Origin of the sequence: Mesorhizobium sp. M4A.F.Ca.ET.050.02.1.1 (genome assembly GCF_003997725.1) — a bacterium.
Taxonomy (GTDB): domain Bacteria; phylum Pseudomonadota; class Alphaproteobacteria; order Rhizobiales; family Rhizobiaceae; genus Mesorhizobium.
In genome coordinates, this window is sequence record NZ_RZSG01000093.1 from 1 (window position 1) to 12,456 (window position 12,456).

At 63.9% G+C, this 12,456-nt stretch carries 15 protein-coding genes; 10 read left to right on the forward strand and 5 right to left on the reverse strand.

The window, feature by feature from the left end; translation table 11 throughout:
* Together EOA33_RS09615 and murJ are read left to right on the forward strand one after the other, a co-directional pair.
* Window positions 1-470 (forward strand): ACT domain-containing protein (locus EOA33_RS09615; RefSeq protein WP_127405512.1); only part of this gene is annotated, 470 nt, incomplete at its 5' end.
* Between the two features lie 40 nt (window positions 471-510).
* Complete coding sequence (gene murJ / locus EOA33_RS09620; protein WP_127405513.1) at window positions 511-2,118, forward strand: murein biosynthesis integral membrane protein MurJ; 1,608 nt, start codon at window positions 511-513, stop codon at window positions 2,116-2,118.
* Here murJ and EOA33_RS09625 read toward each other — a convergent pair.
* Entirely contained in the window at window positions 2,093-2,497 is a 405-nt protein-coding gene (locus EOA33_RS09625; RefSeq protein WP_127283977.1) for a type II toxin-antitoxin system VapC family toxin, read from the reverse strand. The genes murJ and EOA33_RS09625 overlap by 26 nt on opposite strands.
* Entirely contained in the window at window positions 2,497-2,742 is a 246-nt protein-coding gene (locus EOA33_RS09630; protein ID WP_127283976.1) for a type II toxin-antitoxin system VapB family antitoxin, read from the reverse strand. The genes EOA33_RS09625 and EOA33_RS09630 overlap by 1 nt, the downstream gene beginning before the upstream one ends.
* Window positions 2,743-2,917: 175 nt before the next feature.
* Between EOA33_RS09630 and trpS the strand changes: the two genes are divergently transcribed.
* The 3 genes from trpS (at window position 2,918) to EOA33_RS09645 (ending at window position 5,424) form a co-directional block, all read left to right on the forward strand.
* The gene (gene trpS / locus EOA33_RS09635; protein ID WP_127405514.1) at window positions 2,918-3,985 is read left to right on the forward strand and encodes a tryptophan--tRNA ligase; all 1,068 of its coding nucleotides are present in this window, start codon (window positions 2,918-2,920) and stop codon (window positions 3,983-3,985) included.
* Between the two features lie 102 nt (window positions 3,986-4,087).
* The gene (locus EOA33_RS09640; RefSeq protein WP_127405515.1) at window positions 4,088-4,579 is read left to right on the forward strand and encodes a universal stress protein; all 492 of its coding nucleotides are present in this window, start codon (window positions 4,088-4,090) and stop codon (window positions 4,577-4,579) included.
* 275 nt (window positions 4,580-4,854) lie between these two features.
* On the forward strand, window positions 4,855-5,424 hold the full coding sequence (locus tag EOA33_RS09645) for a NifU family protein (protein ID WP_127405516.1): 570 nt from the start codon (window positions 4,855-4,857) through the stop codon (window positions 5,422-5,424).
* A gap of 162 nt (window positions 5,425-5,586) precedes the next feature.
* Here the strand turns inward: EOA33_RS09645 and EOA33_RS09650 are convergent, their stop codons facing one another.
* Window positions 5,587-6,204, reverse strand: coding sequence for a L,D-transpeptidase (locus EOA33_RS09650; protein ID WP_126056815.1), 618 nt, complete (start codon window positions 6,202-6,204; stop codon window positions 5,587-5,589).
* A 227-nt stretch (window positions 6,205-6,431) separates the two neighbouring features.
* Between EOA33_RS09650 and cueR the strand changes: the two genes are divergently transcribed.
* The gene (gene cueR / locus EOA33_RS09655) at window positions 6,432-6,851 is read left to right on the forward strand and encodes a Cu(I)-responsive transcriptional regulator (protein ID WP_127405517.1); all 420 of its coding nucleotides are present in this window, start codon (window positions 6,432-6,434) and stop codon (window positions 6,849-6,851) included.
* A 28-nt stretch (window positions 6,852-6,879) separates the two neighbouring features.
* Window positions 6,880-7,179: a hypothetical protein gene (locus tag EOA33_RS38955; RefSeq protein ID WP_127405518.1), complete on the forward strand. Its 300-nt coding sequence runs from the start codon at window positions 6,880-6,882 to the stop codon at window positions 7,177-7,179.
* A gap of 252 nt (window positions 7,180-7,431) precedes the next feature.
* On the opposite strand, the gene EOA33_RS09665 is transcribed toward EOA33_RS38955, so the two are convergent.
* On the reverse strand, window positions 7,432-8,118 hold the full coding sequence (locus EOA33_RS09665) for a hypothetical protein (protein WP_127405519.1): 687 nt from the start codon (window positions 8,116-8,118) through the stop codon (window positions 7,432-7,434).
* Window positions 8,119-8,216: 98 nt separating this feature from the next.
* On the opposite strand from EOA33_RS09665, the gene EOA33_RS09670 reads away from it, so the two are divergent.
* From EOA33_RS09670 to EOA33_RS09680, 3 genes are all read left to right on the forward strand, one after another.
* On the forward strand, window positions 8,217-8,717 hold the full coding sequence (locus EOA33_RS09670; RefSeq protein ID WP_189347525.1) for an MmcB family DNA repair protein: 501 nt from the start codon (window positions 8,217-8,219) through the stop codon (window positions 8,715-8,717).
* Between the two features lie 453 nt (window positions 8,718-9,170).
* Window positions 9,171-9,917, forward strand: coding sequence for an SDR family NAD(P)-dependent oxidoreductase (locus EOA33_RS09675; RefSeq protein WP_126056819.1), 747 nt, complete (start codon window positions 9,171-9,173; stop codon window positions 9,915-9,917).
* A gap of 42 nt (window positions 9,918-9,959) precedes the next feature.
* On the forward strand, window positions 9,960-10,994 hold the full coding sequence (locus EOA33_RS09680; RefSeq protein WP_127405520.1) for an RNA polymerase subunit sigma-70: 1,035 nt from the start codon (window positions 9,960-9,962) through the stop codon (window positions 10,992-10,994).
* Here the strand turns inward: EOA33_RS09680 and nhaA are convergent.
* Entirely contained in the window at window positions 10,991-12,178 is a 1,188-nt protein-coding gene (nhaA, locus tag EOA33_RS09685) for a Na+/H+ antiporter NhaA (RefSeq protein ID WP_127405521.1), read from the reverse strand. The genes EOA33_RS09680 and nhaA overlap by 4 nt on opposite strands.
* Between the last annotated feature and the right edge of the window lie 278 nt (window positions 12,179-12,456).

Genomic DNA, 12,456 nt, shown 5'->3' on the forward strand with positions numbered 1-12,456 from the left:
ACACGATCCTGATTTCGAGGGAATTCGACCTCGACGAGGACGAGCGCCGGCGCGCCGAACGGGTCGGCCGGCTGATCGAGGACGTGCTGTCGGGCAAGACCTGGCTGCCGGAAATGATCGAGAAGCGCACCAAGCCCAAGCGCGGCGCCAAGGTCTTCCGCATTCCGCCGCGGGCCGAGATCCGCAACACGCTGTCGAACCGCTTCTCGGTCATCGAGATCGAGGGGCTCGACCGGCCCGGCCTGCTCTCCGAGATCACCGGGGCGCTTTCCGATCTGTCGCTCGACATTGCATCGGCGCACATCACCACTTTCGGCGAGAAGGTCATCGATACCTTCTATGTCACCGACCTCACTGGACAGAAGATCGACAGCCCGACGCGCATGGCCACCATCCACAAGCGGCTGATCGAATCGCTCGAAGGCATCGCGCCGGAGCGCGGCGGCAAGTCCAAGGCCGCCGCCGAGTGACCATCACTTTGTCCCAATCGCACAGGCAGTCTCCCCGCGCATGAGCCTTGTCAAGAAATTCGCCACCGTCGCTTCCGGCACGCTGATGAGCCGCGCGCTCGGCTTCGGCCGCGAGATGCTGATGGCGGCGGCGCTGGGCACCGGACCGGTGGCCGACGCCTTCAACGCCGCCTTCCAGTTTCCCAACACCTTCCGCCGGCTGTTCGCCGAGGGCGCCTTCAACGCCGCCTTCGTGCCGCTGTTCGCCAAGGAGATCGAGACGCATGGCACCGAGGGCGCCAAGCGCTTCTCCGAGGAAGTGTTCGGCGTGCTGTTCACGGCACTGCTGGCGTTGACCATCGCCATGGAGTTCGCGATGCCGCTGATCGTGCGCTACCTGGTGGCGCCGGGCTTTGCCGACACGCCGGGCAAGTTCGAGACGACGGTCACGCTTGCGACCATCATGTTCCCCTATCTCATCTGCATGTCGCTCGGCGCCATGATGGCCGGCATGCTGAATTCGCTGCGCCGCTATTTCGCCGCGGCGGTGGCGCCGGTCTTCCTCAACATCATCCTGATCGGCGTGCTCGGCTACGCTTGGTACAATGGGCTGGATGCGCACGACGTCGGCTTCGGCCTGTCCTGGGGCGTGCTGGCGGCGGGGGTGGTGCAACTCGCCATCGTCTGGGTGGCGGTGCGCCATGCCGGCATCTCGATCGGCTTCCGCCGGCCGAAGATGACGCCGAGCGTCAAGCGGCTCCTGATCCTGGCGCTGCCGGCCGCGATCACCGGCGGCATCACCCAGATCAACCAGCTGATCGGCACGGCGATCGCCTCGGCGCAGGACAGCGCCGTGTCCTCGCTGGCCTATGCCGACCGCATCTACCAATTGCCGCTCGGCGTCGTCGGCGTGGCGGTGGCGATCGTCCTGTTGCCGGAACTGTCGCGGGCGTTGAAGTCGGGCAACCTGATCGAGGCCGCCAACCTGCAAAACCGCTCGGTCGAGTTCACGCTGTTCATGACTTTGCCGGCGGCGGCCGCGTTGTGGGTGATGTCGGAGCCGATCGTGCGGCTGGTCTACGAGCGCGGCGCCTTCGCCGCCAACCATTCGACGCCGATCGTGGCCTCGATCCTGGCGATCTTCGGTCTCGGCCTGCCGGCCTTCGTGCTGATCAAGGCCTTCACCCCCGGCTATTTCGCGCGAGAGGACACGCGCACGCCGATGATGTTCGCCGCCATCTCGGTCGGCGTGAATGTCGCCACCGCGCTGTCGCTGTTTCCGTCGATGGGCGCGCCGGGCATCGCGGTGGCGTCTGCGATAGCCGGCTGGGTCAACGCCATGATGCTGCTTGCCGTGCTGATCCGGCGCGGCCATTGGGGTCGCGACATTCCGCTGTTGAAGCGCATTCCCCGGCTGGTGCTGTCCGCCGTGATCATGGCGACCGCGCTTTACTTCGCGGAGCGGCATTTTGCGACGCAGATCGGACCCGGCTCACCGCTGGTCGTGAAAGCAACGACGGTGCTTGCACTGGTCGCGGGGGGTGCTGCGCTCTATTTCATCGCCGCCTTCGCGACCGGCGGCGCCGATTTCGGCATGATCCGCAGGAATGTGAAGCGCGGCGAGGCAAAGGCAGCGCCGCCGGTTACGGAACAGTCTCCAGATCCGTGAGCCTGAATTCGTCGGCCGTGGAAAGCATCGGAACGGCGTAGTGGCGTGCGCAAGCGTAGTGGAAACAGTCCGCCAGGTTCAGTCGGATGGCGTTGTTGCGAAACCGCGACGCGGCCTCGATGGATAGCGATGCCGCGTCCAGCGCCGGCGGCAGCTCGCGCAAGGCAATTGCGCGCTCTTCAAGAAAACGGGTCACAATCTCAGCGCTTCTGGCAACCGGTATTGCCAGCTTTTCCGGCCGGGATAGGGCCATTGAGGCTTCCCAGACCGCGATTGCGGAGGTGAATGGAGCCGAGGCGTCCACGACCGCTTGCGCGCAGCGTTCGGCCTCAGCTTCATTGCTCAGCATCGCAACGATAGCGGCTGCATCGACGAACATCAGTCCTCGCCGGACAGTTCATCATAGACCGAGCGGGGCAACGGCCTGCGCGCCTGCTCGCCCAACTCAATTCCAAACTCGGCCCTCAGCCGGGCTGCCGTCTCCAACGGCGTCTCGCGGTTGCGCCGCCGTTCGAGGGCTTCGCGCATGGCGATCACGATGGCCTCGGTGATGCCGACGCCCTCAGCTTTGGCGAAGGCGCGGGTTAGCCTGTCGGCTTCCTTGTTGTTGATATTGATGGTCATGACTACATTCTTTCATGTAGCTTGAAACATGTAGCCACCGCATGCCAATGTCAATAGCCCGTTAATCGGCACGTTGGGTGCCTCTTGATCGGATGCCGGGCTTCGTCCATAAGCGCGCCCGTCGAAAGACTTTCGCCGCGCGCGAAACGGCCCTCCACAAGCCAATGAGGAAAAAATGTCAGCCTTCAAGCCACTCGTCTTTTCGGGCGTCCAGCCGACCGGCAACCTGCATCTCGGCAATTATCTCGGCGCCATCAAGAAATTCGTCGCCCTCCAGGAACAGTCCGACTGCATCTATTGCGTCGTCGACCTGCATTCGCTGACGGCGCAGCTCGTCCATGACGACCTTGCCGACCAGACCCGCTCGATCACCGCCGCCTTCCTCGCCTCCGGCATCGACCCCAAGAAGCACATCGTCTTCAACCAGTCGCGGGTGATGCAGCATGCCGAGCTTGCCTGGATCTTCAACTGCGTGGCGCGCATCGGCTGGATGAACAAGATGACGCAGTTCAAGGACAAGGCCGGCAAGGACCGCGAGAACGCCTCGCTCGGCCTGCTCGCCTATCCAAGCCTGATGGCGGCCGACATCCTGCTTTACCGCGCCACCCATGTGCCGGTGGGCGAGGACCAGAAACAGCACCTCGAACTGACCCGCGACATCGCCCAGAAATTCAACAACGACTTCTCGGACCGCATCGCCGCTCTGGGTGTCGGCGTCGAGATGCAGGTTGGCGAGGAGACCGTGAACGGCTATTTCCCGATCACCGAACCGGTGATCGGCGGGCCGGCAGCGCGCATCATGAGCCTGCGTGACGGTTCGAAGAAGATGTCGAAGTCGGACCCGTCGGACCTGTCGCGCATCAACCTGACCGACGATGCCGACACCATCTCGAAGAAGATCCGCAAGGCCAAGACCGATCCGGAAGCCTTGCCGAGCGAGGTCGACGGGCTGGAAAGCCGGCCGGAAGCGGAAAACCTGGTCGGCATCTATGCCGGGCTGGCCGAAATCTCCAAGGCCGACGTGCTGAGGGAATTCGGCGGCCAGCAGTTCTCGGTGTTCAAGCCGGCGCTGGCCGACCTCGCGGTCGAGAAGCTTGCGCCGGTCGCCGGCGAGATGCGTCGTATCGAAGGCGACCGCGCCTATGTCGACGCGGTGCTGAAGGACGGCGGCGAGCGCGCCGGCGTGCTGGCGGAATCGACGATGCGGACGGTGCGCGACATCATCGGCCTTTTGCAGGACTGATCGATCCAATCTCGTTGATCGCTACTGCCATGAGGGCCGGCGGCTTGCCGCCGGTCCGTGGCGGTGGCAGATTGCGGCCGAATTGACACCGAGCAGATAGACATGGTCTCCAAACGTCTCAGCCGTGAAGTTGGCCACCGCCGCAAATTCCTGGCGATCATCGACGACACGCCGGAATGCGAGCGCGCCGTCGCCTATGCCTCGAAGCGGACGCAGAGCACCAGCGGCGTGCTGGTGCTGCTCTATGTCATCGAGCCGGACGATTTCCAGCACTGGCTGGGGGTCGAGAAGATCATGCGCGAAGAGGCGACCGCGACGGCGCGCGCCGCGCTCGATACTTATGCCAACAAGGTTCGCCAGAAGCTCGGCATCGAGCCGGAACTGGTGGTGCGCGAGGGCAAGCCGACCGACGAGATCCACAAGCTGATCGAGGAGGACCAGGACATCGCCATCCTGGTGCTGGCGGCGGGCGCCGGCAAGGAAGGCCCCGGACCTCTCGTCAGCGCGGTGGCCGGCAGGGGCGCCGCCTTCCCCATTCCGGTCACCGTGGTGCCGCAGAATCTGTCAGACGAGGAGATCGACAGCCTCGCCTGAGATGCGTTGGTATTCAGGTCAGGCCGGCCTGCAAATGGCGGCTTCCTGCGCTTCCGTGCTCATGTACTTCAAGTACCCTCGCTCCGGTTCTCGGAACCCGCAGTTCTCGACTCGGCCTGACCTGAATCCCGACACATCTCAACGTGGGTGCAGGAGACCCGCAAAAACATTCCGCCAGCCAGCCGTTCGGGCGACGCGTTTCGCTTGAATGTCCAGCCGATAGGTCCTATTTAGAATTATTCCAAACTTCTGCCCGAAGGGGCATGGAGACCGTCATGTTCATCCAGACCGAGTCGACGCCGAACCCGGCGACGCTGAAGTTCCTGCCCGGCAAGGAGGTGCTTCCCGAAGGCACCGCCGATTTCCGCGACGCCGACGGCGCTGCCGCCGCCTCGCCGCTGGCCGGCCGGCTGTTCGAGATTCCCGGCGTGACCGGCGTTTTCTTCGGCTATGACTTCATCACCGTGACCAAGGACGGTCCCGACTGGCAACATCTGAAGCCGGCGATCCTCGGCGCCATCATGGAGCATTTCATGTCGGGCGCGCCAGTCATGGCCACGAGCGGCCCGGCTGCCGAAACCAGCCAGACCGGCGAATTCTACGACAAGGCCGACGAGGAACTGGTCATCACCATCAAGGAACTGCTCGACACGCGGGTGCGCCCGGCGGTTGCGCAGGACGGCGGCGACATCACCTTCCGCGGCTTCGAGAACGGCACCGTATTCCTGCACATGAAGGGCGCCTGCGCCGGCTGCCCGTCGTCGACGGCGACGCTGAAGCACGGCATCCAGAACCTGCTCCGACACTTCGTTCCCGAGGTGCAGCAGGTCGAGCAAGTGGCTTAATCCCACCGTTCCCTTATCCGCAGACAACAAAAAACCGGGCCGAATTGCCCGGTTTTCTGTTTTAGGACGTCCATTTGTTGCCTAGACGGTCCGCGCACGAAACTTTTTAGTTGACCATGATCTTTCCCGAAAACCGGTTCCCACTTTTCGGGATCATGGTCCTTACATCACGATGACCTTGGCGCCGACCGAGGTGCGGTCGTAGAGGTCGATGATGTCCTGGTTCATCAGCCGGATGCAGCCCGACGACATCGCCTTGCCGATCGAATTCCATTCCGGGCTGCCATGCAGTCGGTAGCCCATGTCGCCGCCCTTGTTGAACAGATACATGGCGCGCGCACCGAGCGGGTTCTTGAGGCCCGGCTCCATACCGCCTGCGAATTTGGCGAGTTCCGGCTGGCGCTTGATCATCTGCGAGGGCGGCGTCCAGGTCGGCCATTCGCGCTTCAGTGCGATACGGGCGGTGCCGTGCCACTCGAAGCCTTCACGGCCGACGCCGATGCCGTAGCGTATCGCCAGCCCGTCGCCCTCGACGAAGTAGAGGAACTTGTTCTGGGTATCGACGATGATGGTGCCCGGCTTTTCCTTAGTGTCGTAGTCCACTTCCTGGCGATGGAAGCGCGCCGGAACCTTCTCGATCGGGATGCGAGGCAATTGATAGCCCGCATCGGTGACCGCGCCATAGTCGTTGGTGAAGAGTCGCGAGCCGATGGTGCTGCAACCGGAAATCGCGGTCGACAGCGCAAGAGCAGCGACGATTGCAAAAGACTTCAAGCGCATGAATAGGTCCGATGCCCAGCCCGTTGATCGCGGCACGAGTCGGCCGCTTTTTCCTGAAACCATTCATGCTGGCATTTCTTTTGCTTGCCAAGCGCGCACTGCCTATATGCAAGACCTTACCTGCCGGTAAGGCCGCGACTGCGGCATTTCGGCAACAGGACTCATAGGATTGTGAAGCAAAATCAATGGGCCGGTCCGACGGGTCGGGCGAAGTCGAGGAAAGTGCCATGAATGTCGGAGATGCCGCGGAGCGGTCGGGCCTGCCGGCCAAGACCATTCGTTACTATGAAGAGATCGGCCTGATCGCGCCTTCGCGCGCCAGCAACGGCTACCGCGACTATTCCGGCGACGACATCCACCGGCTGGCCTTCCTGCGCCGCGCGCGCAATCTCGGCTTCTCCATCGACGACTGCCGCCAGCTGATGGCGCTCTACCAGGACCGCGAACGCGCCAGCCACGACGTGCGCGAGATCGCCGCAGCCCATGTCAGGGCGATCGAGGAGAAGGTGCGCGAGCTGCAATCGATGCGCGCCACCTTGCAGACGCTGGTCCACGCCTGCCACGGCGACCACCGCCCGGACTGCCCGATCCTGGACGACATGGCGGGCTTGACCGTGGACGGCGAGCACAGCAAGACGGCGAACTGATCGCCGCAGCCACGACAGGATCGCGCCCTTGCCAACCACCACGGCCCTGCTATGCCGTTCGCGAACGCTTCTTGCCGGGTTTGCGGCTGGTGGTCTGTTTGATGAACAATCTGGCGTGTTCCGCCCAATCGGCTGTCGTGACGCCATGCTCGCGAACCGACTTCCTGAACATCTCGCGCAGCGTATCGAGATCGAAGGCCGGAAGCCTCTCGCCACTCGATACTGCTCTGTCCACCGCCATTTCCGCCCCGAAAGCAAAAAGAAACATATATGCTTCTATATGATCGGCGCTCTCGACCTTTCAAGGCTGAAAACGGTTCCGCGCTGACTTCTTTTGGGTGCAATTGGCGCCCTTGCGTGACCTACCGTCAGTCGTTGCCGGGTGTTCCATTCAGCCGGGCGCGGCTGCTGAACCGCATCCGCGCCTTTGAGCGCCGGACAGGCGGCGAACCCGCGTCTTTCCCTGGACGGAAAGACGCGGGCCAGGTTGCCACCTGTTGCAATCACCAGCGGCGAATGCAAGCGGACACAACCATTAACGATCGCTAATGTCCAGATGGGTCGCTTGCAAGGCAAAGCGCTAGGGTGCGTGGCTTGCCTGTTCGGCCCGCAATTCAGCAAGCCGTCGCCTTACATAGGTGTTCAAATCCGGCGTCTCATTGGAAAAGATGCCGTCCTTAACGTCACCTTTCAGCTTGTCGAGATTGCCAACCATAGCCCTCATATGCCCGTCCATCTCTAGGCTATCGAGGGTGCGGGATGTCAAATTCGGAAGAACGCGCTTGAGGTTTAGAACCACTTCCGGGCCATATAGCGCACCGATATCCGCTACTAGCTGGTCAGCCCATTCGTACTGCTTTTCGAGGCCAGGGCCGCCTTTCTTCGAACGATAGGCCAAACACTTCTCTCTCATTCGAGCCAGAAGGTTTTGGACCGAGCTTCGGTCTATGGCTTCAGGTGTGGAGACCTTGGTCGCCTCTAGAGAGGCAATTCGTTCGAGACTTTCCGCGTGCATCTTGGCTGGAATGGTCAGCATCTTGATGCCGAAAAACACCAGCGAAAGAACCGCACCACCTCCGATTGAGGCGAGGATACGAACTGGCGCACTGCCGTCGAAATTGCCGGTCCAGAACCAGGCAATGACCGCACCAAAAACTGGAATGGCAACTGTCTTCACGGCAGCGAAAGGGTCGCCCCATGCAGCCTTGATGGCTTCGCGCCAAGCCCGCTCTCGAACTTGCCCCCAATAACCCATGCGCATTTTCATACCAGCGAGTTCCCGCCCCGCCAACGGGTTTGTCAAATATACAATCGCCACAATCAGACGGGTTCAAACCGTGAACAAAATCTGTCATTGTTCCAGCCATGCCCATCATCTCACCGATTCCCATCAACCCCTTGATCGACGGCCGTCAGTCGGAGCGCGCCATGCTGGTGCGACGCGGGGTGCAGCGACTGCTCGCCGAAATGGGCGCGCATGTGCTGCCGGAACTGTCGCTCGCCACCGGCCGGCGCGCCGATCTCGTCGCGCTGACCCGGCAGGGCGACATCTGGATCATCGAGATCAAGTCCTCGATCGAGGATTTCCGCGTCGACCGCAAATGGCCCGATTACCGGCTGCATTCCGACCGCTTCTTCTTCGCCACCCATCCCGGCGTGCCCTCGGACATCTTTCCGGAGGAATGCGGCTTCATCCTCTCCGACGGCTATGGCGCGGAGATCCTGCGCGACGCGCCGGAGCACCGCATGGCGGCGGCGACGCGCAAGGCGCTGATGCTGCGCATCGCCAGGGCGGGCGCGGCGCGGCTTTTGGCGGCGGAGCTTGCCGGTGTTTCGGTGCCGGCGCTGGATGGCGAGAGCGAGTAACCGGCCGGCTGACCGAGTTGGCTGAAGCTTCATCCTGCAGGCCTTCCGCCGCTCCTCGTCCGGCTGTCGCCACCTTCTCCCTGAAAACGCAGGGCTATCGAATATTGCGCTCCCCCTCTCCGTCTCGGCTTCGCCGAGCCACCTCTCCCCACATATAGTGGGGGCGAGGAACCCAAGCTTTCCGAGGCCGCGACCTGGGCGGTTAGCGTTTCCTCGCCCCCATGGAATGGGGGAGAGGTGGCCGGGCAGCGGCCGGAGCGGGGGCTGGCGCTGCCATATGCGATTGCCGTGCCATAAACGAAGAGAAGGTAACAGGCAGCGACCTTGGCGCGAGCCTTGTCGATCACCCGTGAGAACTTTTTCGATCCCGCACCGATGATTTCCGCTGACCCCGGCTGTCCTCATCAACAGGCGCGACCGGATGGTCCGGCGGCCCGGAATGAGAGGTGGTCCATGGGATCGTTGGAAGGTCAGAATGTCGTCGTCATCGGAGGCAGCCGGGGTGTCGGCCGCTCGATCGTGGAAGCAGCGCTTGGCGAAGGGGCAACGGTGCTGGCCGTCGCCCGCGGTACCGCCGCGCTAAAACAGCTTGCCTGGGAGAAGCCGGACGTAAAGACCCTGGCGGTCGACGCGACGGAAGAGAGCGCGCCCGAAGCCGTTTTCGACGCGCTTGCGGCGGATGTGCTGGTGGTCTCGGCGGGCGCGCTTGCCGCATCCGCGCCGGTGCAGGAGCAGAGCTGGGAAGTGTTCTCGGCAAACTGGGAGATGGACGTCAAGGCGTCGTTCCTGTTCTGCAGGGCCGCGCTTCAGGGTCGGCTCAAGCCAGGGAGCCGGGTGGTGTTGATCTCCAGCGGGGCGGCCTTCAGCGGCGGGCCGCCGAATTCCGGCAGCTATGGCGGCGCCAAACGCATGCAGGTGTTCCTGGCCGGCCACTGCCAAAAAGAGTCGGACCGGCTCGGCCTCGGCCTGCGCTTCATGGCGCTTTCGCCGATGCGCATCATGCCCGGCACCGGGGTCGGTGATCGCGGCATCGACAGCATTTCGGCCTATATGGGCATCCGCCCGGCGGACTTCCTGGCCAGCATGACGGACATGCAGACCCCGGCCGATGTCGGGCGCGCGGTGGTCCAGCTCGCCACCGCGAAGCAGCAAGGCAGTTCCTTCGTGGTGAGTGGCGCCGGACTTGCGGCGGCGGCATGAGGCGCGCAGGATGCCGGCCGAACTCAGCCCCGCAGGCTCCGCATGACAGACGCTCCCGGCGCTTCTGAGCAATTGGGCCGGCCAGGCCAGCCGATCCTCGATCGGCTGGCCTTCGAGCGCTTGACCGTGACGCATCGCCGCGAGCTCAAGCTGCACTGCTACCGGATGATGGGCTCGCTCAACGAGGCCGAGGACCTTGTCCAGGACACTTTCCTCAAGGCCTGGCGCGCAAGGTCGCAATTCGACGGGCGCGGCTCTCCTCGCGGCTGGCTCTACAGCATCGCCACCAACAGCTGTCTCAACGCCATCAAGGCGAGAGCGGCGGCGCGCCGCATTCTAATGCAGCCCGCACGACCGCCCTCCGATGGACCCGCGACCGGAGGACCCGTCGCCGAGATCGCCTGGCTGGAGCCCTATCCGGACACCGAGCTCCCGGCCTTTGCCGACGCCGAGCCCGGGCCGGAAGCGCGTTACGAGACCCGCGAGGCCGTGCAACTCGCCTTCGTAGCGGCGATCCAGCTCCTGCCGCCGAGGCAGCGGGCGGCGCTTCTGCTTTGCGACGTGCTGGGGTGGTCGGCCGCCGAGACCGCGCAGTTGCTGGGCGGATCGACCGCCTCGATCAACAGCGCCCTGCAGCGGGCTCGCGCGACGCTTGGCCAGCGATATCCTGAAGGCCGCCCCTTGCAGCGGTCACGGCCCAGCCCGGAAGAGGGCCTGCTGCTCGAACGCTATATGCGGGCCTGGCAGGCCGACAATCTCGACGGCCTCGTCGACCTGTTGCGGGAGGATGCCACTTATCACATGCCGCCATGGCGGGAATGGTACCGGGGGCGCAAGGCGATCGGCGCTTTCCTCGAGACCGTCTGGGGCAATTTTGCCGGCTATCGCACGGTGGCCACCAGAGCCAACGGCCAGCCCGCTGTCGGTGTCTATGCGTTGAGCCATCAGGATGTTGTCTGGCGGCCGCACTCGCTGCATGTCATCGAGCCTGCGGGCGGCGCAATCGCTTGCCTGACGATCTATGTGCCGCCGCTCGGACCTCAACTGTTCGCGGGCTTCGGCCTGCCGCCAAGCTAGTCTTCGTCCGCCTCACCCGCAGCCGACGGCGCGGCCAGCAGCACTGCCGCGCCGAGCAGCGCGGCGACCAGCGAACCGGCGAGGATGCCGACCTTGACCGCGTCCTGCAGCGCCACATCGCTGGCAAAGGCGAGCAGGCCGATGAACAGGCTCATGGTGAAGCCGATGCCGCAGAGCAGCGAAATACCGATCATGTGCAGCCAACCGGCATTGACCGGCAGGTCGGCAAGGCCGAGCCGGATGGCGAGCGCCGATGAGCCAAACACGCCGACCAGCTTGCCGAGAACCAGGCCGGCGGCGACGCCCAGCGTCAGCGGCTCGACCAAGGCGGCCATGCTCAGGCCGGCAAGCGATACGCCGGCATTGGCGAAGCCGAAGATCGGGATGACGAGGAAGGGCACGAGCTTGTGCAGGCCGTGCTCCAGCCGGTGCAGCGGCGACTGCTCGAGGTCGTGGCTGATGCCGGCGGCGCGCTCGAGCGGGATGGTGAGCGCCAGCGCCACGCCGGCAAGCGTCGCGTGCACGCCCGATTTCAGCACCAACACCCAAAGCACGGCGCCGAGCAGGAGATAGGGGATCAGGTTCATAACCCGCATGCGGTTGAGCACGACAAGCACGGCGATGACCGCGAAGGCGGCGCCGAGATAGGCGAGCGACAGGCCGCTGGTGTAGAACAGCGCGATGATGATGACGGCGCCGAGATCGTCGATGATGGCGAGCGCGGTGAGGAATACCTTCAGCGAGGCCGGCACGCGATTGCCGAGCAGCGACAGCACGCCGAGCGCGAAGGCGATGTCGGTGGCGGTCGGGATCGCCCAGCCGGACATCGCGGCGGAATTATCCCTGTTGATGGCGACATAAACCAGCGCCGGCACCACCATGCCGCCGGCGGCGGCAATGCCGGGCAGCACGCGGCGCGGCCAGGTCGAAAGCTGGCCGTCCAGTATCTCGCGCTTGATCTCCAGGCCGACCAGCAGGAAGAACACCGCCATCAGCCCGTCATTGATCCAGTGCGCGACGCTGAGCGGCCCGAGATAGGCGTGGAGGGCGGCGAAGTAGATCTGGGCGAGCGGCGAGTTGGCGACGATCAACGCAAGTGCCGCCGCCACCATCAGGATGATGCCGCCGGTCGCCTCGCCGTCGAGGAATTCGCGCAGGATGGATTTCGGGCGGTCGTCGTGCATGTCGCCTCCGTGCCGGGTTTTTCCGGTAGGCATTATTCGCGATGATGCGCAAAGCTCGACGACTGGCAAGCATCACACTTTCCGAACGCTGGCGCCCCTCACCTGCCTTCCGGCACCCTCTCCCCGTATGGTGACGGGGAGAGGGACGCTGTGTCCGAACCGGATAGATAGGTAACAGAATGGACCGATTGCATAGGTGACAGTTTTCTCCCTCGCCGGAGGACCCGGCGATGGTTTGGCGAGAGACTGGCATCATGGACGAGCGGCTTCGTTTTGTA